This window comes from Maribacter sp. MAR_2009_72, assembly GCF_007827235.1.
Taxonomy (GTDB): Bacteria; Bacteroidota; Bacteroidia; order Flavobacteriales; family Flavobacteriaceae; genus Maribacter; species Maribacter sedimenticola.
Genome location: NZ_VISB01000001.1, coordinates 904,039 through 926,850 on the forward strand (window position 1 = coordinate 904,039; position 22,812 = coordinate 926,850).

Below are 22,812 nucleotides of genomic sequence, written 5' to 3' on the forward strand. Positions count from 1 at the left end.
AAGAAGAAGCAAATAAATCTCTTTTATGGCTAAAACTATCATTATCTCAAATAGATTACCTGTTCAATTACAAATTAGCAATGGAGACATTACGGCCGTTCCAAGCGTAGGAGGATTGGCAACCGGTATGAAATCCGTTCATTCTGGTGGAGATAGTCTGTGGATCGGATGGAGCGGACTTACCGATGAGGAAATTCCTGAGCAATTGGTTTCCAAAATCGATAACGCCCTTGCCGAACATGGTTCCAGCAAGGTAAACCTTACCGAAAAGGAAGTGGATGGTTTTTACTATGGTTTTAGCAACAGGACCATTTGGCCCTTATTTCATTATTTCTTGGAATATTCCGAATTTGAACTGGAAAGTTGGGAAATCTACAAAGCGGTAAATCAAAAATTTGCCGATGCCATTTTAGAAAAGGCCAATAACGATGATACGATTTGGGTACATGATTATCAATTAATGCTAGTACCACAAATGGTACGTGCAGAAAGGCCGAATATTTCAATTGGTTTCTTTTTGCATATCCCATTTCCCTCCTATGAGATTTTTAGAACATTGCCATGGCGTAAGGAGGTACTTTCCGGGCTTTTGGGCTCTGATCTAATTGGTTTTCACACCTATGATTACGAACGTCACTTTTTAAGTTCCGTAAGAAGGCTTTTAGGCTTAGAAGTAAGCTTTAATGATATTTATTTGGATGACCGTATTATTAAGGTGGATTCTTTTCCTATGGGCATTGACTATAAAAAGTTCAGCAATGCGGCCAAAGAACATTCCCAACGAAGCGAAGACGAAAAATCAGAACTTCAAAAAAGGTTGGATACCCATAAGAAATCTGCTCCAGATGCAAAATTCTTTTTGTCCATTGACCGCCTTGATTACACAAAAGGTATAGCCAAACGTCTTAAGGCATTTGAGTACTTTTTGAACAAATATCCGCAGTATAAGGAAAAAGTACGTCTTATTATCCTTGCCGTTCCTTCTAGGTCAAACGTTCCCCAATACCAGTTATTGAAAAGGGAAATAGATGAATTGGTGGGCAGAATCAATGGTGAACTATCTACCGTAAGCTGGACACCTATTTGGTATTTTTATAGGTCTATGCCTTTTGATAATCTGATCGACCTTTACACATCATCAGATATTGCATGGTTAACCCCCATTAGGGACGGTATGAATCTGGTAGCCAAAGAATATATTGCTACAAGGACAGATCAGACCGGAGTGTTGATATTGAGCGAAATGGCAGGTTCTGCCAATGAGATGAACGAATCCTTATTGATCAATCCAAATAACTTTGAACAGATTGCCGATTCTTTGAACGAAGCCTTGAACATGCCTAAGGAAGAGCAGATTTCACGTAATGCCCTGTTGCAAAAAAGATTGGAACGCTATAATGTAGAAAAATGGGCCAATGACTTTATGAACTCCTTGATCAATCAAAAACATAATAATCAAACTTATGTATCTAGCCGTTTATCCGTGGATGTGATGAACGTGATCATGAAAGAGTATAAGAATGCAAAAAGAAGGTTGGTCTTCTTGGATTATGATGGCACGTTGGCCGGTTTTCATAATGACCCCCAAAAAGCTTCACCTGATGAAGCGTTGTACGAACTGCTAGATCAAATTTCTTCACAGGAAAATACGGATATGTATTTGATCAGTGGCAGGGACAAGGAAACATTTACCAAATGGTTCCTTCCCAAAAAATACAATATGATCGTTGAACATGGCGTATGGATCTCACAAGGTGGAGAAGAGTTTAGAATGCTTGAAACGGTCAAAAAAGATTGGATGGAAAAAATTCTACCGGTTCTTGAGTCTTTTGTTGATCGAACACCTGGTAGTTTTATTGAGGAAAAGAATTACTCTTTAGCTTGGCACTATAGAAACACCGATCCAGATTTTGGACAAAAGAGATCGGTAGAACTAAACACGGTATTAACCAGTCTTATAGCCAATGATGACCTCAGCGTGCTAAATGGCAACAAGGTTATGGAAATAAAGAGCAGTAACGTAAACAAAGGTAGAGCCTCTATGCGAGTATATACGGAGCATGAATATGACTTTGTTTTTGCTATTGGTGACGATTGGACCGATGAATTTATGTTTCAGGAATTACCTGATGACGCCGTAACCGTTAAGGTTGGTAGGCAAAAAACACAAGCTAAATACTTTGTGGACAACACTAAAAACGTGCGTTCCATTTTAAAAAGGTTTGCAGAGAAGCATTGAAATTTACCTCAATTTAATTTTATGACATTTAAGTGTTTTTGGCTATTGCTTAGTATTATGCCCTTTATTCATCTGCAAGCCCAACAAAGCACAGAGGTATATTTGACCTATTTGGAAATGGAAGTTGATTCCTTGCATATAAATAATGCCATTAATATTTCCAATAACGAAGGCTATGATAATCAGCCTTCGTTTTTTGATAATGACAATTTGTTATTTGCAGCTACGAGAAACGGTCAAACGGATATTGCGTTGTACCATATTAACGACAGGTCTATTTCATGGCTTACCAATACCCCAAATGGCAGCGAATATTCCCCAACGAAAATACCTGGGAAAAATGCGGTTTCAGCTATTAGATTGGATGACAATGGTTTACAAAGACTTTATGAATATAATTTGGACACCAATGAACACGGCGTTCTTTTGGATAGTTTAAAAGTTGGTTATCATGTGTGGTTTTCAAAAGACTTACTGGTCTGCACGGTTTTGCGCGAAAATAGAATGGACCTAGTTATATCCAACTTAAAAAATCTTACCAATATTACGGTTCAACAAAATGTGGGCAGGTCTTTACATAAAATACCTGATAGCGATCTTATAAGTTATATTTCAAAATCTAACACCACAAATATGATCAAATCTTTAAATCCTCAATACTTACATTCAGAGGATATCATATCATTGCCAGAAAATTCAGAAGATATTAGTTGGATGAAGGACGGAAGCCTAATTACTGCTTTTGACAATAATATTCTATCGTTTAATCCAAAAAAGGATAAGAATTGGAAAATGGCCTACCAAATCAATAATCCAGATGTGAACAGTATCTCTAGGTTGGCCATAAGTCCGCAAGGAAATTATTTAAGTTTTGTTTCCAATGATTCACAAAAAAGAATTGTTGACCAGCAAGTTGAAACGTTCAATGCCCGAGATGTCAATGCATTTGCAAATTGTTTTTCCGAAAACGTTATTGTCTCTAATTATCCAATGGATACACTGTATGTTGGACGACAAATTCTCAAGGAAAAATATCAACTTTTCTATGATAGAACACCGTCTGTAGAGGTAAAAGTCGCCTCTAGGATACATCTGGGGCAGACCGTCATAGACCAAGAACAGGTTACCGTTGGTGGAAAACAGCATCAACAAGTTGCAATATATAAAGTTGATGGACTTATAAACAGTATGACCTTTATCCAGGATTTACCCACTAAATATGATCCGGAAATACTTGTACAACGCCAGCTTGAAGGTTATAACCAAAAAAACATCAATACTTTTTTAAGCCCGTACGCTGAAAATGTAAAAATTTATGGTGACAATGGCGTACTTAGAACAGCGGGTATTGAAAACATGCGAAATCGATATTCTGATTTTTTTGCAACGACACCAGACCTACACTGTGAATCAAAGAATAGAATCGTGATCGGTAATATTGTCATAGATGAAGAATTTATAACTGCAAACGGTAAGTCCTTCTCGGCAATAGGTATTTATGAAATTGAACATAATAAAATAGCCAAGGTTACCTTTTTACATTGATCTATTGAAGCAAACGCTACATATACTCCCTATTATAATAGTTTCACAGTTTGCCTGTACCTCAACTTGGTTTGCGGGCAATGCCATTATACAATCGTTGGCCAAAAATTTAAATTTTGGTCCTGATATTGTTGGTTATGTCATCTCATCAGTACAATTCGGATTCATAATAGGCACATTGATTTTTGGAATTCTAATGATTGCCGATCGATTTTCGCCCTCAAAAGTTTTTATGGTGTGCGCTTGTTTGGCTGCTTTATCCAATTTAACCCTTATTGCACCTAATTTGAACATCTCTGGTTTATTGCTTGCTAGATTTGGTACCGGCTTTTTCCTTGCCGGTATCTATCCGGTAGGAATGAAGATTGCAGCCGATTATTATGAAAAAGGACTAGGGAAAGCTTTGGGCTTTTTGGTGGGCGCCTTGGTTTTAGGTACTGCATTTCCTTTTCTAATAAAAGGTACATCTTGGGCAAATGATCCTAATAGTGTTATACAGCTTACTTCTGGTATAACCGTCTTGGGAGGTTTTCTACTAGTAGCACTTGTACCTAACGGTCCCTACAGGGTGGCAAGCACCTCTTTACAATTAAATGCAGGTCCAAGACTTTTCAAGAATCATGATTTTAAAAAAGCCGCTTTTGGGTATTTTGGCCACATGTGGGAGCTTTATGCCTTTTGGGCATTTACCCCTATTGCCTTGCAATGGTTTTCTAATAAGACCGACAACGAATTATCGGTTTTTTTATGGACAGGAATCGTAATTGCGCTCGGTGGGCTATCCTGTGCTTTTGGAGGAATGATCTCTCAACGTATAGGAAGTAAAAGGGTAGCATTGAAAGCATTGCTTACATCCGGCATATTCTGTTTTATTTCGCCCGTAATATTCGTATTGCCCGTATATCTATTTTTGACATGTTGGTGTTTATGGGGAATAGCCGTTACAGCAGATTCTCCTCAGTTCTCTAATTTGGTAGCCTCTTCTGTTTCCCCACAATTAAAGGGCACAGCGCTTACTATTGTAAATTGTATTGGTTTTGCCATTACTATTGTTAGCATTCAGCTCCTTGGATTGCTTCAAACAATTATCCCAATGAATTTGTTATTCATACTGCTAGGTATAGGCCCATTATTAGGTGTCTACTACCTCATCCAAAAGAAAACGAAAAAAAGCTATTGAAAACAACTCTTTAAAACTTTTTAATTACGGTTAGACCGGATATAGTTTTTCGCACCAAATTATGGTCGCCCTTATATTTTACTTAATTTTAGAAGTAAATTGCCAACACTATATTTTCCTATTAAAAAACTTGAAATGAAAAACCTTTACCTATTCCTATTTTTAGCTTTTACGTTTGTAATAAACGCCCAGACCGATCAACGCATTTATGATATTATAGATGCAGTTTCTGCCGAACGTATTAAAAACGATGTTACCAAACTGGCAAATTTTGGTACAAGGCATACATTAAGCGATACGGTTTCCAGTACTAGGGGAATTGGTGCTGCAAGAAGATGGATCAAAAGCGAATTTGAAAAAACCTCAGCTGCATGTAATGGTTGTCTTAATGTGTTCTTTCAAAAAGATTTGGTAAAAAAAGGAGCCAACCAACGTATTGTAAAGGATGTTGAAATTGTAAATGTCCTGGCAATACAAAAAGGAACAACTTATCCTAATAGATTTATCATCATGAGTGGTGATATTGATTCACGTGTTAGTGACCCTACCAATTTTACAGATGATTCACCTGGCGCAAATGATAATGCTAGTGGAATGGCCGGTACCTTAGAGGCTGCCCGCGTACTTTCTAAATACACCTTTGAAAACAGTATAATCTATATGGGACTTTCCGGAGAGGAACAAGGTCTCTTTGGCGGTGGTGGCGTAGCTCAATACGCTAAGGACCAAGGCTGGGAAGTTATCGGTATTTTTAATAATGACATGATAGGTAACATTAAAGGTGTGGACGGCACGATCAGCAACGTAGATTTTAGAATTTTTTCAGAGCCCGTTCCCCCTACGGAAACAGAAGAACAAAGAAAGGCAAGACGTTTTTATGGAGGTGAAGTAGATGGCGTTTCTAGACAATTGGCTAGATATGTTCACAAAAACGTAACGCTGTATATGCCCGAAATGAACCCAATGATGATATACCGTCTAGACCGTTTTGGTCGTGGTGGTCATCACAGGCCATTTAATGACGCAGGTTTTCCAGGTATACGTATCATGGAAGCCCATGAAAATTATACCCAACAACACCAAGATATACGTGCAGAAGATGGCATTGCCTATGGTGATGTACTGGAACACGTAAATTTTGAATATGCCGCTAAACTGACCGCGGTAAATGCTATCAACCTGGCATCACTGGCCTGGGCGCCACCAGCACCTATGACCGTAAAGATTGGCGGTATCGTTCAGCCTGCGGCAAAATTTCAATGGAGTAAGGTAAATGGTGCCAAAGGTTACAAAATCTATTGGAGGGATACTACTTCCCCTACCTGGGACAATAGCCGTTATGTTGGCGATGTCACTGAATTTGTTTTGAACGGTATTGTAATCGATAATTATTTCTTTGGCATATCTGCAGTTGGTGAAAACGGATTTGAAAGTCCCGTTGTATTTCCAAATGGAATATTTAGGTAAACACCTTTTAACATTATTGAATCCCAAACTATTTTAATCGCAAACATGAGAAAAACAGCATTTGCAATTTGTTTAGGTCTTGCTGGACTTTTACAAGCCCAAACTTTTACTGAACAAGATACCCTTAGAGGCAGCATAACTCCAGAACGCGCTTGGTGGGATTTAAATTACTATCATTTAAATATTGAAGTTGACCCTGCCGAAAAATATATCAACGGTACCAACACTATACGTTACAAAGTATTACAACCGCATCAGGTCCTACAAGTTGACCTACAACCTCCTTTGCAGATTGAAAAAGTTATGCAAGAAGGGAAAGTTTTGGATGTAGAGCATAACGGCAATGCCCATTTTATTACATTGACAAAACCACAGATTAACGGTGATTACAATGAGGTAATTATCACATATTCCGGAAAACCCAAAGAAGCGGTCAATGCTCCTTGGGATGGCGGATTTTCTTGGAAAAAAGATAATAACGGCAAAGATTTCATTGCCACTTCCTGCCAAGGTCTGGGAGCAAGTGTATGGTGGCCCAATAAAGATCACATGTATGACGAGGTAGATAGTATGTTGATTAGTGTAAAAGCCCCAAAAGGTCTAATGAACGTATCTAATGGACGACTAAGAAGTATCGACAAAGAAACCAATACCTATCAATGGTTCGTTTCCAATCCTATTAACAATTATGGAGTAAATGTAAATATTGGAGATTACGTTCATTTCGATGAAATATACCAAGGAGAAAATGGTGCCCTGGATATGGATTACTACGTTTTAAAGGATAATTTGGAGAAAGCAAAAGAGCATTTTAAAGATGCCCCAAAAATGATGGAAGCTTTTGAACATTGGTTTGGTCCCTACCCGTTCTATGAGGATTCGTTTAAGCTGGTTGAAGTACCTTATCTAGGCATGGAGCATCAAAGCTCCGTAACTTATGGCAATCAGTATCTAAAAGGGTATTTGGGTAGAGACCTATCACGATCTGGATGGGGACTAAAATTTGATTTTATCATTATCCATGAAGCGGGTCATGAATGGTTCGCCAATAATATCACCTATAAGGATGCAGCGGATATGTGGGTGCATGAAGGTTTTACCTGCTATTCTGAAAGCCTGTTCTTGGACTATCATTATGGTACTCAGGCAGCGAACGCTTATGTTCAGGGCATTCGTAAAAATATACGCAACGATAGACCAATCATTGGTATATACGATGTTAATTATGAAGGTAGTGGAGATATGTATTATAAAGGCTCCAATATATTACATACGTTAAGACAGGTTGTCAACAACGATGAAAAATGGCGCACGATACTACGAGGTCTAAACAAGGAATTTTATCATAAAACAGTTACTACGGCACAGATTGAAACATATATTGCCGAGCAGATGGACATGAACCTAAAACCTTTCTTTGACCAGTATTTACGTACTGTTGAAATTCCTGTCCTGGAATATAAAATTAAGGACAATAAATTCATATACCGGTACACCAATACTAATACAGACTTTAGGCTACCTATACGTATTTATGTAGAAAACAACCCCCTATGGATCAAACCTGGCAATAAGTGGCAAACCAAAAAACTTAAGGGCGATCTAAGTACACTAGCAGTAGACCCAAATTTTTATATCAATAGCCAACAGGTAAATGAATAACAAGCGTATTAAGTACAATGGTTATAAGGTATAAATGTTGGCCTTAGCGTTAAGGGTGCACAAATAATTGTGTTATTTTTAGCGCATACCATCCCTAATCAATGAAAAGAACTTTCGTAAAATTTAGAAATAGTGCTTTTAGAAGTTTTATTCGAAGGCATTCTAAATACGCCCCCATCCTTTTCTTCATTGGGGGTTTTATATTTGACACATTGACCTTGGGCCGCATAGACCGTACTTATGACCTAACGGTTCTATGCCTACACATGACATCCCTTTCCATTACCCTTTACCTCTACAATTTGGCAGACGACGGCAAATGGAAACATACATTCCTTGAACGATATACAGAGTATCTGCCCTTGGCAATTCAATTTTTCTTTGGAGGCCTTTCCAGTGCGTATGTCATCTATTTTTCAAGAAGTGTCTCCTTATCCAAAACGGCATCATTTTTTATAATTCTGGTCCTATTATTGATTGCCAATGAATTTTTAAAAAAAAGAATCTCCAACAAATACCTGCAATTTGGGGTTTATTATTTTATCAGTTTTACCTTCTTTGCATTTATGGTACCCGTATTCCTAAAGGAATTGAACAATATGGTCTTTTTGATTTCTGGCGGAATAAGCCTATTATGTACCTTGGTTCTTTTGACCTTTATTTACAGTAAAAGTCCTAGCACAAGAAAAGAAATACAATTAGGCAAGATGATCGGTATTATATTGGTCATATATGCGGTAATAAATCTGTTCTATTTTATGAAGCTCATACCTCCGGTACCCCTTGCCCTGGACAAAGGAATCGTAGCACATAACATTGAACTGAAGAATAATGAATACCACGTTACTTATGAGGCAGAAGATTCTTATGTTTTCTGGCGAAAACATAATTTGGAATTTAGCTATACTCCAGACCAGAATGTCTATATCTTTTCTTCAATCTTTGCTCCTACCAATTTAAAAAAAGCGGTTTTTCATCGTTGGAGATGGTATAATCCAAAGACCGAAGAGTGGGAGAATTTAGATGACATTGGTTATGATATTACCGGTGGTAGAGATGGAGGCTTTAGAGGATATACGTTCAAAAATAATATTAGGCCCGGGGAATGGGAAGTACAAGTGCTAACCGAGGAAGAGCAGGTCTTGGGGGTGATCGGGTTTACCATTATTGAGAGAAATACCAATTATGGCAAAAAACTAAAAACAGAGCGATTTTAGTTGGTTTTACTACATACCCCCATTCATTTATAGTAAAAAAATTCATAATTTTTCAAAGCTTTTGGTCGTTGTATGCAAACTTAGCCTACCTTCGTTCCCCTAATTTTTATTGATTGTCAATATACCATAAAGTCCGAGCCGTAGAACGTGTTTTCTACCAATTGGAAAAGGAGGTGGGCTCCTTTCAAAAATCCACTGGGTTAGGCTGTGTTGCCAATTGCGGCAAGTGTTGCACAAAACCGGATATCAATGCCACTGCTTTGGAATTTCTACCTTTTGCCTATTCATTATTCAAGAATGGAGAGGCGGAGCTATATTTGGACCAATTGAACAATGATCGCTCTACAACACTTTGTCCTATACTGAATTCAATTTTATCCCCCGGGGAAATAGGCTTTTGTTCAGATTATGCACATAGGGGTCTAATTTGTAGACTATTTGGTTTTTCAGCTATGCTCCACAAGAACAATAAGCCTACGCTAGTAACATGTAAACCTATTAAGGAAGGAAAACCGGAAGCCGTCCTTCAGGCAGAAAGACAAATTGCCGCAAATAAAAATTATCCCCTAATCAGTGATTACTACATGCAACTTAGGTCAATAGATGCTTCATTGGGAGAAGAACTATACCCTATTCGCATAGCAATTGCAAAGGCTATTAATGCCGTACTAGGCTATTATGCTTATCGCAGACCGCCCAGAGGAACTAAAGTTGCTTAAAATATTTATGACTTCAAAAAGATAAAATGTACATTTATTGGTCTAAATAAGATACAACCCCTTTAGTGGGCATGAACACAAATTATAATGAGTATTACTTCTGAAATTCCTAAAACAATAACTGACGAATTAGGGAATGATCACCCAAATTGGGAACTGGTCTTAAACGCCACCTTGAATTTTTTCGATTGTACCACGGGTACCATACATACACTTGACCAAAACTCGCTATTACAATTGACGGCCCATAAAGGAATTTCCGAATTTTTAATACCTAAACTTACCACCATCCCCATAGGAAAAGGTATGGCCGGTATTACTGCAGAACGAAAAAAACCAGTAGAAATGTGCAATTTACAAACCGATGATTCTGGTGTAGCCAGACCCTCTGCCAAGGATACTAAAGTAGAAGGTTCATTGGCCGCACCCCTATTACATGACAATACCCTTTACGGTACTATTGGAATAGCAAAACCTATTCCCTATGACTTTTCCGAAAAAGAAATATCCCTGTTGATGCAAATTGGAAATTTGATCAGTAAGAAAATGATCAAATAAAAAGTATGTAAACAATAGAATCTAATTATATATCAAAAAAAAAGCCCGCTAATAGCGGGCTTTATCATTTTTGAATTTCCTATTTAAAAATAGCACTGGTCAAGGCCAGCTGTGAAAGTTCCTTACCTTCCTCCCCTTTAAAGGTTACATAATACGGGCCGCTACCTGAAATCGTTCCCGTTATAGGAACTGTGAACATGGTACCTTGCGTGCCTTCTGGCTGTGCATTTAATCTTCCAGATCCCACAAGAGGACCATCTGGAGTGTTCTCATGGATTTCAAAATCAAAATACATAGTAGGAGGCGATTGCCATCCTGCGGTAAAAGAAACAGATTTTACTCCTTTTAAAGATATGTCTTCCAACATGAACCAACCGCTAGATTTTCCAATCAGCAGTAAATCCATGCCACCAAATTGCATAGCCTGCATTCCGTCAAGCTTCATCTGGTCATTAAATTTTAAGGTACTGCTAGGTATTGCTATTGATTTGGAACCTGTTAACGGTATGGTACCTTCCGCACCATCATCAGTATAACTTGCCGTAATTACGAGCATATGCCCTGGTGTAGTCGGTGCTGCGGTTATACTGCCTTTGGCAGGTAATGATTTCTCCTTCTTCTGCTCTCCGGACAATGAAAGAATATATAATGCAATCTGTCTAGACTCATCTGAAGTAATTTTTGGGTGTGCGGGCATGGTAACCTCTCCCCAAACACCACTACCACCGGTAACGATTTTACCCTGCAGATATCTGGCGGCATCACGCCTATCCTTATACTTCATTGCAATATCCTTATAATTTGGTCCTATGGACGCTTCTGCTTCCTTATGACAGGTTTTGCAGTCCATTGCCTGTGTAAGTGCTTTTCCGGTCACCGCCGCTGATACCTGCTGATGTCCTAAATTCATAGCTACTTTATCCATGCCTTCCAAATAATCGACACTAACAAAAATATTGTCCGAATCTATAGGAGTCCCATCTGCGTCAGTAACGGTAACATCGTAAGCTATCTTTTGTCCCGGCAGGTAAAAAGAGGGGGTTTCCCCACCTAATGATATATTGACCTCCGGCCTTGAATTTCCTGCTACAATACTTGAACTTTCACTTGTAGCGGACGCTCCTTTATCATCGCTAACGGTAACGTTCAATTTATAGGAACCTGCATTATTATACGTGTAATTTACACTTGGATCCGTCGTTTCCTTGGTATCTCCGTTTCCAAAATCCCAAAGATATTGTACGGCATCGCCCTCACGATCATTAGATACTACATTGGCCGTTACGGTCAACGGTAATTTACCCGATGTTTTATCGATTGTAACTTCGTTTATTAAAGGTGGCCTGTTTCCGCCATTATACTCTATGTATCCCAAGGCTGAATTTGCATTCTGAGAAAACCATCCACTACCATATTCCAACAAATAGATCTTACCATTGGGACCTACTTCCATATCTATAAGGTTGTTCAGTTTTATTTGGGGTGCAAATGGCTCCATTTTACTAAAACTGCCATCCTCCGCTAAATGAACGGCAAACATCCACCCACGCATCCAATCATATATTATGACCTTGCCGTCATAATAACTCGGTAGTTTTTCATCACCTTCATATAAATCGGAATAGTATGTTGGACCGGCCATTGCATTTCTACCACCAGTTGTTGTTTGTGGAAAGCTAGCGGACTCATCATAAGGGTAATATACATAAGCGGGTATTGCTGGTGGTAATTCATTTAGCCCCGTATTGTTTCGGGAGGTGTTCATTGGTTTTTCCGGATTAAATTCCTCACCAGTTTCGCCCGTTTCATAGTTATACTCCTTGTAAGCAAAGTTGTCCCCAATAAATAAAGGCCAACCAAAATTGCCCGGTTTACGCGCCTGGTTCATTTCATCATATCCTTTAGGCCCTCTTGTGGCCAAACTATCTGCCCTTGCATCTGGCCCTACATCTCCCCAATACAAATAGCCCCTTTTGATATCTACGGATATCCTATACGGATTTCTATGTCCCATGGTATAAATTTCCGGTCTTGTTTTCTCGGTTCCTACGGGAAACAAATTTCCTTCTGGAATAGCATAACTACCGTCTTCATTGACCTTAATCCTTAAAATCTTACCTCGTAGATCATTGGTATTGGCCGATGTTCTTCGGGCATCATATTGTTCATGACCCGGGGTATCGTTCAACGGGGCAAACCCATTGTTTACATATTTTTGGTCCGGCTCATTAAATGGTGTAGAGTTGTCTCCCGTTGAAAGATAAAGGAGATTATCGGGTCCAAAGGCAATGGATCCTCCCGTATGGCAGCATATTTCCCTTTGGGAATCTACCTCAAGAATCACTTGTTCAGATGCTAGGTCAAAATTACCATCCTTATATTTAAAACGCGATAATCTATTGACCCAATCATCTCCTGTTGGTGCGTAATATAGATATATCCAATTGTTATTTTCAAAATCAGGATATTTTTGTAGGCCCATCAATCCCTCTTCCGCATTTACTCCCGGGGTGTTCAAGGTTTTGCTGTACACATCCAATTTTGCAACCTCGGTCAATGCTTTTGTCTCTTCATTATATAAGATCACTTCTCCCCTACGTTGGGCAATCAACACATCACCATTGGGCAAAACGGCCATTTCAGTAGGTTCAAAAAATCCTCCTTCATTTAATGTAACCTTTGCAAAACGGTCAGCATCGGGGGGTATTTGTGACGATACCTTGGAATAGTCCAAATTTAAATTGTCACCAATGGCATATTGTATTCCGCCCAATACATGTTTTAGAAACAGCTCCTCGGAAAAACTGGCATCGGTATGGCCTCCTCCAGTATAAAATGCGCGTCCTCCATCAAAATCATGATACCAAGCAATAGGATGGAAATCTCCATTGGCCCCTCCTTCATAAGTTGACTCGTCCAAGGTCATCAATACCTTAACTTCTGGATTAATATTTTTGTAATTGTAGAGTTCATCTGTCCTGTTCCAAACCGTGTCCGTGAAAAATTCCGTGGCTTTAAAGGTATTGTCCTTAATGATAAAATCCGCCGTAGGCGTACCACTAGGATGGCTTAGAAATTGGGCGCCGGCAAGTTTATTGTACCATCCCCAGTCATATTCCGTATCTGCCGCTGCATGAATACCCACATAGCCACCCCCGGCCTGTATATAACGTTCAAATGCTGCTTCTTGATATTGGTCCAGCACATTGCCCGTGGTACTTAAAAAAATAATGGCGGCATACTGCCCTAAATTTTCCTCGGTAAAGAGTGATGCATTTTTAGTGGTATCTACCACAAAGCCGTTCTCCTTACCCAATTTTTGAATTGCCGCTATCCCGGCAGGAATAGAAGCATGTTTAAACCCCATGGTTTTAGAGAAGACCAAGACCTTAGGTTCTCCCTCCCGTTTATTGCCACCACAAGAGACAATAGTAAGTGCAAAGCCCAAAAGCAGCACCAGTAACATTTTTTTCATACGTAAGTTGTTGATTAGTTGTTGTTGAATTGCTAAAAGTAGGGCGTGTAATTGTAAATACCAATACTTTAAATACCAAAGATTGTATTTTTATGAAAATTTAACCCTTAAAATGTAGGATTATGACAAAAATACCTGAATTCTATTTCAAAAATGATACTGAATTTAGAGAATGGCTACACAATAACCATATGCAATATACGGGGATACATCTCATTTTTTATTCCGTTGCCCATTTAAATGAAAGCATGCGCTGGGAAGAGGCGGTACAAGTAGCCTTATGTTACGGCTGGATAGACAGTACGGTTAAAAGTTTGGGTAACGGTAAGCGCAGGCAATATTTTTGTCCTAGAAAACCTAAGAGCGTTTGGAGCAAAGTCAACAAAGACCATATTAAATTTTTGAAAGCTGAAGGTCTTATGCACTCTGCCGGATTGGATGCCATACAAGTTGCAAAGCAGAATGGTTCCTGGACCGCTTTGGATGATGTTGAAAGCGGAATAATCCCCAAAGACCTTCAATTAGCTTTCAATGCCAATGCACAAGCTTTTACCCACTTCAAGAATTTTACCCATAGCCAACGGAAAAGCTATCTGTATTACTTGAACCAAGCCAAAAGACAAGAAACCAGAGATAAAAGAATTATAGAAATTATTCACCATTGTGATCAAAACCTTAAATACAGAGGCAATGGAGGTTGGCAAAGTTCCAAAAAATAAAAAACAACTTATCCGTAACCTATTAGTATAAAATCCTACATGTTACAAAATGCCGTTTCCTTTAAAAGAATTATCTATCATATATTCTTTTTACCTTTCCTTGACCAAAATACAATACATGAAGAAAATTTGGAAAACGGGAAAGATATTTACCGCAGGTGCGATCATATTCCTTTTGGGTTGTAAGGAAACTAAACCGACCTATGATGTAGTTTTTAAAAACGGAAACATCATCAACCTAGAAGATGGTAGTATTGTCAATGCCGATATTCTGATAAGGAACAATAAAATTGATACCATATCCATAAACACCGTCTTTAATTCGTTTGAGGCCAATACCATAATAGATGCCAAGGACAAATATATTGTCCCCGGCTTTTGGGACAACCACACACATTTTAGGGGTGGCGACTCGTTAACGGAAGCAAACCAAAATTTTTTAAACCTTTTTATGGCCAATGGAATAACCACGGTCAGGGATGCTGGCGGAGATTTAACGACTGCCGTTCTTTCATGGCGTAAGGCCATTGCCGAAAATAAAATGATCGGTCCAAGAATTTTTACATCAGGACCAAAAGTTGATGGCGTTGGAGCTACTTGGGCCGGTTCTTTGGAAGTGGACAGTGACAATGATATTGCAAAAGTGTTGGATTCATTGCAATCCATACCCGCAGACTTTGTAAAAATCTATGATAGCCGCATTACTTCGGACCATTACTTGCAGACCATTGAAGAGGCTGAAAAAAGAGGTCTAATTACATCTGGTCATATGCCCTTTACCGTTGAATTGGATGCTACAATTAATGCCGGTATAGATGCCATTGAACATTTATATTACATTATGAAAGGTTGCTCTACCAAAGAAAAGGCTATTACCCAGCAACTGCTAAAAAATGAAATTGGATTTTGGGATGCCATGCCCTTACTACAGTCTTCCTTTGCAGATTCAACTGCCTTAAGAACATTCAAGAACCTTAAGGATCATAACGTATTTGTTGTACCTACCCTTCATATAGGAAGAGTACTTAGTTATTTGGATGAAGTAGACCATACCAATGACGACTATCTAAAATATATTACACAGGGCATACAAAAAACCTATAGAGGAAGAATTGCGCGTGTAGAACATGCTACGGAACAACAAGTTGCGGACCGCAAGGCATTGGACCATTTTTTTGGGGAACTTGCCCTTAAACTTCAACAAAACGGCGTATCCCTCTTGGCGGGTTCGGATAGTGGTGCCTTCAATAGCTATACGTACCCAGGTATTTCCCTTCACAAAGAAATGGAAGCTATGGTCAACATTGGTATTTCACCATTAGATGCGTTAAGGGCTTCTGCCTACAATGGTGCCCTATTTTTAAAACAGGATGCCGATTATGGAAGCATTGCGGCCGGTAAATACGCAGATATTGTTTTACTGAACAACAATCCGCTGGAAAACATTAGATATACTAGAGATATCTTTATGGTCCTGTCCAACGGAAATTTACATACAGCATCAGATCTGCAACAACTTTTAATAGAGGCCGAAGTCAATTAAACATTATAAATTATGAGATTAGCATTCTTTATCTGCTTATTCTATTCAGCATCCGGTTTAGGGCAAATACTCTTAAAACCAGACCGGGTTTTTGATGGTACCGAACTGCATGAGAATTGGGTCGTTTTAGTAGAACAAAATCAAATTACCTATGTGGGCAAGTCAAACGGCGTAGCGCTACCGGTGCATGCCCAAGAAATAGTATTGTCGGGGAGTACTTTAATGCCGGGCATTATTGAAGGACATTCCCACGTATTGCTGCATCCTTATAACGAGACGGATTGGAATGACCAAGTTTTAAAGGAATCGCCAGTGGAACGTGCCATAAGAGGCACCGTACACGTAAAAAATTCATTGATGGCGGGTATTACCACTATGCGCGATTTAGGCGCTGAAGGTGCAGGCTATACAGATGTGTATTTGAAAAAAACCATTGATAACGGAATTATAGATGGACCAAGATTATTAGTTGCAGGACCTGCAATTGTGGCAACAGGAGCATACGGACCTAAAGGTTTTCATGACGGTGTAAGTGTTCCACTTGGCGCAGAACCAGCAAGTGGGGTGCAGCAATGTATGGAAACCGTACGTAGACAGATGGGCCATGGTGCGGACCTGATCAAAATATATGCCGATTACCGATGGACGCCAGGTGCCGATTCCCAACCAACATTTTTACAGGAAGAAATCAATGCCATGGTTGAAACCGCCTCTACAGCAGGGAAATATGTGGTTGCCCATGCCAGCACCCCAGAAGGTATGAGAAGAGCCATCTTAGCCGGCGTGGAAACTATTGAACATGGCGATGGCGGTACTTTGGAAATTTTTAAGTTGATGAAGGAAAAAGGAATTGGACTATGCCCTACCCTAGCTGCCGGAGACGCCATTACCCAATACCGTGGCTGGAACAAAGCTACGGACAAAGAACCTGAGCGAATAGTACAAAAACGCAACTCCTTTAAAAAAGCCTTGGAATCTGGTGTGCAAATTGTTTTTGGTGGTGACGTAGGTGTATTTCCACATGGTGAAAATTACCGCGAAATGGAACTAATGGTAGCATATGGAATGAAACCCATAAAGGTATTGCAAACTGCAACGTCTGGCAATGCAAACATGTTTCACCTAAAACGCTTAGGACAGTTGAAAACAGGTTTTTTAGCCGATATCATTGCCGTAAAAGGAAATCCTACCAAAGATATATCTACTATGAAAGATGTTTCTTTTGTGATGAAAGATGGGGTAATTTATAAGGAATAGATTAGTTGAACTAATTTCTATTTATTGGCTGTCCTTTATGTTCAAGGCACTGGAAATTATAAAAATGATAAACGAGGTTTCAATTACCCGTTGCAACAAACCACGGTACTCAGATTCCGCATTTGAAAATAAAACAAAAATGAAAATGGCACTTATAATTCCTGTTATTAATGCAATTTGAAATAATCGTTGATGAGATTCGGTTTTCTTCAATCCTAGGCCAATGGCGATAATACAAAGTGGTAGAAAAATATACGTCAACGAAGCCACCGCATTATGAATTAATTGTGCCGTACTGGAATTGCCTATGGCGGTTGGACAACCAGCATCGCATGGAAATAAGCCCACAAGGATAGTTCCCAGGCCATAAAAAATAGCAAGTCCAAAAAATCCGGATTTAATCAACCTTGAACTAGGAAGATATTTTGGTGCGCTAAAACAGAAAATGGTGGTCAAAATTCCGCTAGGTATATATCCGAAGTACTGTAAATACAATCCGTATTCAGTATTAGAGGCAAACGATTCACTAATGTATTGACTAACTACACTATAATCATCTATTAACAACGGACCAACAATAGCCGCAATGGCAAATAAAGCTATTCCCGCTATTCCAATGTACGCTACTAATTTGTTGGTCATTTAATGTAGATGTTGGTTAACCCATAAGACTATATTATAATGATTACGTTACACTACTTAACCGTTTTATTGGATTCCTCCCATGATTTCCTTAAATCTGAAGAAAGTACACTATTACCGTCATGACGCCATCCAGGTGGTTTCACCAAATATTTTAACCTGTTCCAAAATGAGGTTTTGGAAGTAAAGAAATCGCCCAACATTTTATACCATTCCATAAAGGCAATTTTTACTGGGTTATAGGTGTCTATATTCTTTACCAATCCATAGACCGGTTTTTCGTCTTCCGGTTCAAAAGTTCCGAATATTCTATCCCAAATTATAAAGATTCCTGCATGGTTTCTATCCAAGTATTGGGGGTTAGTTGCATGATGAACCCTATGGTGACTTGGTGTATTGAAAACAAATTCGAACCAGTTGGGCATTTTGTGTATCAGTTCCGTATGTATCCAATATTGATAAATTAAACTTACGGACATTTGTACCAATACCATAACAGGATGAAAACCAATTATTATTAGGGGAATCCAGAAAATAAACGTATAAAATCCACCGGACCAGCTCTGTCTCAATGCCGTACTTAAATTATAATTCTGTGAAGAATGGTGAACAATATGACTGGCCCAAAACAGTCTACTTTCGTGACTTATCCTATGAAACCAATAATAACAGAAATCTTCGGCAAAAAGTAATATCAACCATGCCCACCATGAAAACGGTATCTCAAAGAGGTGAAATAAATTATATAAAGCATAAAAAACACCCAATGCCAGGCCTTTGGTAAACAAACCTATAGCTACATTACCCAGACCCATAAGTATTGAGGTACCGGCATCCTTAAATTCGTAATCTTCCAATTTTAATTTAACGGTCAAAATAACTTCCAATACCACCGTTGCCGCAAAAAAGGGAATTGCGTAATGAATTAAATTAGGAATTTCCGGTATCTCCATATGTTGATATTGCCCTTTACAATTTACGAAACTATTGTAATCCCAACAATTTGTTTATAGTAGAAGTTGCTCATCTAATATACCCCGCGTATGTGTGCATGCACCTTTTCTTTATAAAAAGTGTCCAAATCTTTCATTAGTTTTTTAGATAATGGAGTTAATTCACTTGCTTTGGCATTATCTTTAATATGGTTAGGAGAACTTGCTCCAGGTATTATGGTAGTTACCTCTTTATGGTCCAAAATCCACCTTAGTGCCATCTCAACCATACTTATTTCCGAGGGACAAATTGTTTTAAGCTCATTGGCAAGTTGCACCCCTTTATTGAACGGTAGACCCGCAAAGGTTTCACCTACATTAAAAATTTCACCATCCTTATTAAAATTTCTATGGTCGTTTTCCGAAAATGTGGTACCCGAACTAAATTTACCGGTGAGCAATCCACTGGCCAAAGGCAAACGTACAATAATGCCCACACCTTTATCAGCGGCTTGTGGTAATAACTCTTGAGTCAATTTTTGTCTAAAAATGTTATAAATAACTTGGAGCGATTGTAATCCTTCCTGCCCTAAACAAATTAACCCTTGTTCCACACTTTCCACACTTGCACCAAAATGCAGAATTTTACCTTCATCTTTTAATGTTCTCAGCCAATTGAAAATATGCCCATTTTTTAATTCTTGCGTGGGTATACAATGCAATTGAACCAAATCCAGACACTCTACATTAAGCCGTTTTCTAGATGAATCTACACTTTCCCTTAATGCTTGTTCCGTATAGGAATTTGGAAATACATTGGCCCCACGGCCAAACTTGGTCGCTATTCTAATATTTGCTTTTGTACGTTTTAAAAAATCGCCAATGAGTTTTTCACTTCTGCCATCTCCATAAACATCTGCGGTATCAAAAAATGTAATGCCACTAGCTACGGCTTCTTCCAATATTTCAAAAGCCTTATTTTCTTGGATACCATTGCCCCAATTGCCACCAATCTGCCAACAACCTAAACCCACTTCACTTATTTCAAAACCTTTATTACCAAGTATTCTATTTTTCATTCAATTATTTTATTTTCTATATACCATTAATCAAGATAAAAACCAATGTATAAATTTTGTTCGTTATTTACCTCCTTTATTACCTAGACTTAATATTTGGTCATTAAATAAATACTACCAAAACTTTCACCAAGTACCATTTTGCTTTTTTTTACATTTTTAAACGATGAGTTTTTACCAAGATATTTCGCCTGTTTCAGGGTTGGTTTCTTCACTAAAGAATTTGCCAGTGGGCCCGTCTCTATCAATTAAAGCATATTTTATAATTCTATTTCCTGCAATTTTTACATCACCTCCGTTATGAAAAGTAAAATCAGTACTTGTATAACCAGGGCAAACGGCATTTACTTTAAAATTAGTTTCACGTAACTCATACGCTAAATGAATGGTATGCATATTCAGTGCTGCTTTTGATGCACCATAAACTGCAAATTTAGCAAAGTTGTAAGCAGGCCAACTTGGGTCACTTTGCAGCGACAGAGAACCAACACTGGTACTTACGTTTACAATTCTTGGTTCTGGCGATTTTCTTAATAAATCAATAAATGCTTGTGTTACTCTTGCCACTCCAAATACATTGGTATTGAATGCTGTCTCAAATTGCTTAGAACTTGCCTCAAGTGCCGTGTACGGACTGCCGCCATTGATACCGGCATTATTGATAAGCACATCTAAAGAAGTTGTTTTACTGCCTATTGCTTCACGACCAGTTTTTACAGAGTTTTCATCGGTGACATCCAATTGAATTACTTCTACATTACTTAATCCTTGTGATTTTAATTTTTTAACTGCTTCTTTTCCCAAATTTGAATCACGGCTTCCGATGTAAACGTAAAATCCTTTTTGTAATAATTGTTTAGCCGTTTCAAAACCTATGCCTTTATTGGCTCCTGTAATTAATGCTTTTTTCATTTTTCTTTACTTAAAATTAATGAAGTAAAGTTCTAATGATTAAAAATAAAATGGTTTACCAAATGATAAAAAGCGATTAACTAATACTCTTCCTAATTCTGCTTAATGATTGTTGTGTAACACCTAAATAAGAGGCAATGTATAACAATGGAATTCTATTAATAAGTGTTGGGTAATTTTTCATAAATTCTATATAACGCGTTGTTGCGTCTTGAGAAATTACGGGTCCATTTCTAGATTTTTGGTACATACATATTTGAACCATCTTGTTTTTTATATTGTCCCAACCAACAATAATTTGCGAGAGTTCTTCCCAGCCTTTTTTAGAAAAAACAATTAACTTACAGTCGGTACAAGCCTGTAAATATTCAGAAGAAACTGTATTTGCTTCAAAATTAACATAGTCTACCATCAGGCTATTTTCATTAATGAAGCAACGGGTTATTTCCTCGCCTTTATTATTATAATAGCAACCACGAACTACTCCTTGTACTAAGAAACCAACTTGTCTAGGTACCTTACCTGCTTCAGAAAAATAGTCATCTTTTTTTAGACCAATTTCTTCAGATTTACACTTTATAAGCTCAATTTGTTGCTTATTTAAGCTGCCAAATTGTAAAATATAGTCAACTAATTCTTTCATAACCACAAGTTGAGTACAATGAAATACTATTGAATTATCATTTGGTAAAAACCCTATTCAAGAATACTCTAATTTTTTCAATAATAATATCTCCATCTTCTTCTAAAGCAAAATGGCCTGTATTATATATGTTATAGTCAATGTTTTTTACATCTTTTTTAAATGCTTTAGCACCGCTTTCTGGAAAATATTCATCATTTTTTCCCCAAACTACCAATAGAGGCGGTTGGTTATCTCGAAGGTATTTATGCCATACAGGGTAAAGGGTTAAATTATTTTGATAATCATACCATAAATCCAAGTTTACTTTATGTGCATTAGGTCTATTCATTCTTAAAAAATCTAACTGCCAAGTATCTGGATTTACATTTTCAGGATTTCTAGTACCATGTGTATATTGCCACTTTAAACCCTCAAGTGTAAATGCAGGTAATAAAGCATTTTCGGTACGTTCATTTCTATCTTTCCAAAAAGCCTTTATACTTTGCCAAGCTTCACCAATACCTTCTTCGTAAGCATTTCCGTTTTGGGTTATAATTGCAGTAATTTTTTCTGGATTAGCAGTAGCTATTCTAAATCCTATAGGAGCTCCATAGTCTTGCATCATAATGGCAAAGGAATCCATTCCTTTTAATTTTATAAAAGATTCCATGGTAGATGCTATATTGTCAAAGGTATATTCATACTTATCAGGTGTTGGAAAATCACTGTTTCCAAAACCTGGATAATCTGGTGCTATTAAATGAAATTCGTCGGCAAGTTGGTTCAATACTTTTCGATATTGATGAGAAAATGATGGATAACCATGTAATAGTAGGATTGTAGGATTATTTACGTTTCCTGCTTCACGATACGCTATAGAAATTCCGTTTACATCTAGAGTCTTATATTTTGTCTTGTTCATTTGATTATGGGTATTATTAAGTTCTTTTGAAATTGTATTAGGGTTTGACTGACAACCGAATAGGGTAATTAAAAAGAGAAAGGAGAGCTGATTTAAATGTTTCATAGTATAGTAGTTCT

The 22,812-nt window shown here is 38.0% G+C and carries 18 protein-coding genes; 11 read left to right on the top strand and 7 right to left on the bottom strand.

Annotated elements, in window-relative coordinates; all coding sequences use genetic code 11:
- Positions 1-25 precede the first annotated feature (25 nt).
- From JM81_RS03865 to JM81_RS03900, 8 genes are all read left to right on the top strand, one after another.
- Entirely contained in the window at positions 26-2,239 is a 2,214-nt protein-coding gene (locus JM81_RS03865) for a bifunctional alpha,alpha-trehalose-phosphate synthase (UDP-forming)/trehalose-phosphatase (RefSeq protein ID WP_144800752.1), read from the top strand.
- 21 nt (positions 2,240-2,260) lie between these two features.
- On the top strand, positions 2,261-3,784 hold the full coding sequence (locus tag JM81_RS18500) for a nuclear transport factor 2 family protein (protein ID WP_222430286.1): 1,524 nt from the start codon (positions 2,261-2,263) through the stop codon (positions 3,782-3,784).
- A gap of 4 nt (positions 3,785-3,788) precedes the next feature.
- On the top strand, positions 3,789-4,964 hold the full coding sequence (locus tag JM81_RS03875; RefSeq protein ID WP_144800753.1) for an MFS transporter: 1,176 nt from the start codon (positions 3,789-3,791) through the stop codon (positions 4,962-4,964).
- 135 nt (positions 4,965-5,099) lie between these two features.
- Positions 5,100-6,431 (top strand): M28 family peptidase, encoded by a 1,332-nt coding sequence (locus tag JM81_RS03880; RefSeq protein ID WP_144800754.1) that lies wholly within the window; start codon positions 5,100-5,102, stop codon positions 6,429-6,431.
- A 45-nt stretch (positions 6,432-6,476) separates the two neighbouring features.
- Entirely contained in the window at positions 6,477-8,093 is a 1,617-nt protein-coding gene (locus JM81_RS03885) for a M1 family metallopeptidase (RefSeq protein ID WP_144800755.1), read from the top strand.
- Positions 8,094-8,194: 101 nt separating this feature from the next.
- The gene (locus tag JM81_RS03890) at positions 8,195-9,310 is read left to right on the top strand and encodes a DUF2914 domain-containing protein (protein ID WP_089260079.1); all 1,116 of its coding nucleotides are present in this window, start codon (positions 8,195-8,197) and stop codon (positions 9,308-9,310) included.
- Between the two features lie 113 nt (positions 9,311-9,423).
- A complete protein-coding gene (locus JM81_RS03895; RefSeq protein ID WP_144800756.1) occupies positions 9,424-10,029 on the top strand; it encodes a YkgJ family cysteine cluster protein in 606 nt (201 codons plus the stop codon).
- Between the two features lie 87 nt (positions 10,030-10,116).
- Entirely contained in the window at positions 10,117-10,587 is a 471-nt protein-coding gene (locus tag JM81_RS03900) for a GAF domain-containing protein (protein ID WP_144800757.1), read from the top strand.
- A gap of 79 nt (positions 10,588-10,666) precedes the next feature.
- Here JM81_RS03900 and JM81_RS03905 read toward each other — a convergent pair whose 3' ends face one another.
- Complete coding sequence (locus tag JM81_RS03905) at positions 10,667-14,062, bottom strand: ThuA domain-containing protein (RefSeq protein ID WP_144800758.1); 3,396 nt, start codon at positions 14,060-14,062, stop codon at positions 10,667-10,669.
- A gap of 122 nt (positions 14,063-14,184) precedes the next feature.
- On the opposite strand from JM81_RS03905, the gene JM81_RS03910 reads away from it, so the two are divergent.
- From JM81_RS03910 to JM81_RS03920, 3 genes are all read left to right on the top strand, one after another.
- Positions 14,185-14,781 (top strand): YdeI/OmpD-associated family protein, encoded by a 597-nt coding sequence (locus tag JM81_RS03910; RefSeq protein WP_144800759.1) that lies wholly within the window; start codon positions 14,185-14,187, stop codon positions 14,779-14,781.
- 118 nt (positions 14,782-14,899) lie between these two features.
- Positions 14,900-16,324 carry an amidohydrolase family protein gene (locus tag JM81_RS03915; RefSeq protein WP_144800760.1) on the top strand — a complete coding sequence of 475 codons (1,425 nt, stop codon included), beginning with the start codon at positions 14,900-14,902 and terminating at the stop codon, positions 16,322-16,324.
- Between the two features lie 12 nt (positions 16,325-16,336).
- Positions 16,337-17,581: a metal-dependent hydrolase family protein gene (locus tag JM81_RS03920; RefSeq protein ID WP_144800761.1), complete on the top strand. Its 1,245-nt coding sequence runs from the start codon at positions 16,337-16,339 to the stop codon at positions 17,579-17,581.
- Between the two features lie 21 nt (positions 17,582-17,602).
- On the opposite strand, the gene JM81_RS03925 is transcribed toward JM81_RS03920, so the two are convergent.
- From JM81_RS03925 to JM81_RS03950, 6 genes are all read right to left on the bottom strand, one after another.
- Positions 17,603-18,223: a DUF998 domain-containing protein gene (locus tag JM81_RS03925; RefSeq protein WP_144800762.1), complete on the bottom strand. Its 621-nt coding sequence runs from the start codon at positions 18,221-18,223 to the stop codon at positions 17,603-17,605.
- Between the two features lie 53 nt (positions 18,224-18,276).
- On the bottom strand, positions 18,277-19,176 hold the full coding sequence (locus JM81_RS03930) for a sterol desaturase family protein (protein ID WP_144800763.1): 900 nt from the start codon (positions 19,174-19,176) through the stop codon (positions 18,277-18,279).
- Positions 19,177-19,250: 74 nt separating this feature from the next.
- Positions 19,251-20,234 carry an aldo/keto reductase gene (locus JM81_RS03935; protein ID WP_144800764.1) on the bottom strand — a complete coding sequence of 328 codons (984 nt, stop codon included), beginning with the start codon at positions 20,232-20,234 and terminating at the stop codon, positions 19,251-19,253.
- Between the two features lie 174 nt (positions 20,235-20,408).
- Entirely contained in the window at positions 20,409-21,146 is a 738-nt protein-coding gene (locus JM81_RS03940; RefSeq protein WP_144800765.1) for an SDR family oxidoreductase, read from the bottom strand.
- Between the two features lie 76 nt (positions 21,147-21,222).
- On the bottom strand, positions 21,223-21,789 hold the full coding sequence (locus JM81_RS03945) for a Crp/Fnr family transcriptional regulator (RefSeq protein ID WP_144800766.1): 567 nt from the start codon (positions 21,787-21,789) through the stop codon (positions 21,223-21,225).
- Between the two features lie 37 nt (positions 21,790-21,826).
- Positions 21,827-22,798, bottom strand: coding sequence for an alpha/beta fold hydrolase (locus JM81_RS03950; RefSeq protein ID WP_261374951.1), 972 nt, complete (start codon positions 22,796-22,798; stop codon positions 21,827-21,829).
- Between the last annotated feature and the right edge of the window lie 14 nt (positions 22,799-22,812).

Excerpts from the sequence above, each read along its gene's own strand:
- JM81_RS03865 (WP_144800752.1), top strand. The coding sequence starts at position 26 with ATGGCTAAAACTATCATTATCTCAAATAGATTACCTGTTCAATTACAA.
- JM81_RS18500 (WP_222430286.1), top strand. The coding sequence starts at position 2,261 with ATGACATTTAAGTGTTTTTGGCTATTGCTTAGTATTATGCCCTTTATT.
- JM81_RS03880 (WP_144800754.1), top strand. The coding sequence starts at position 5,100 with ATGAAAAACCTTTACCTATTCCTATTTTTAGCTTTTACGTTTGTAATA.
- JM81_RS03885 (WP_144800755.1), top strand. The coding sequence starts at position 6,477 with ATGAGAAAAACAGCATTTGCAATTTGTTTAGGTCTTGCTGGACTTTTA.
- JM81_RS03890 (WP_089260079.1), top strand. The coding sequence starts at position 8,195 with ATGAAAAGAACTTTCGTAAAATTTAGAAATAGTGCTTTTAGAAGTTTT.
- JM81_RS03900 (WP_144800757.1), top strand. The coding sequence starts at position 10,117 with ATGAGTATTACTTCTGAAATTCCTAAAACAATAACTGACGAATTAGGG.
- JM81_RS03905 (WP_144800758.1), bottom strand. The coding sequence starts at position 14,062 with ATGAAAAAAATGTTACTGGTGCTGCTTTTGGGCTTTGCACTTACTATT.
- JM81_RS03910 (WP_144800759.1), top strand. The coding sequence starts at position 14,185 with ATGACAAAAATACCTGAATTCTATTTCAAAAATGATACTGAATTTAGA.
- JM81_RS03915 (WP_144800760.1), top strand. The coding sequence starts at position 14,900 with ATGAAGAAAATTTGGAAAACGGGAAAGATATTTACCGCAGGTGCGATC.
- JM81_RS03920 (WP_144800761.1), top strand. The coding sequence starts at position 16,337 with ATGAGATTAGCATTCTTTATCTGCTTATTCTATTCAGCATCCGGTTTA.
- JM81_RS03925 (WP_144800762.1), bottom strand. The coding sequence starts at position 18,223 with ATGACCAACAAATTAGTAGCGTACATTGGAATAGCGGGAATAGCTTTA.
- JM81_RS03930 (WP_144800763.1), bottom strand. The coding sequence starts at position 19,176 with ATGGAGATACCGGAAATTCCTAATTTAATTCATTACGCAATTCCCTTT.
- JM81_RS03935 (WP_144800764.1), bottom strand. The coding sequence starts at position 20,234 with ATGAAAAATAGAATACTTGGTAATAAAGGTTTTGAAATAAGTGAAGTG.
- JM81_RS03940 (WP_144800765.1), bottom strand. The coding sequence starts at position 21,146 with ATGAAAAAAGCATTAATTACAGGAGCCAATAAAGGCATAGGTTTTGAA.
- JM81_RS03945 (WP_144800766.1), bottom strand. The coding sequence starts at position 21,789 with ATGAAAGAATTAGTTGACTATATTTTACAATTTGGCAGCTTAAATAAG.
- JM81_RS03950 (WP_261374951.1), bottom strand. The coding sequence starts at position 22,798 with ATGAAACATTTAAATCAGCTCTCCTTTCTCTTTTTAATTACCCTATTC.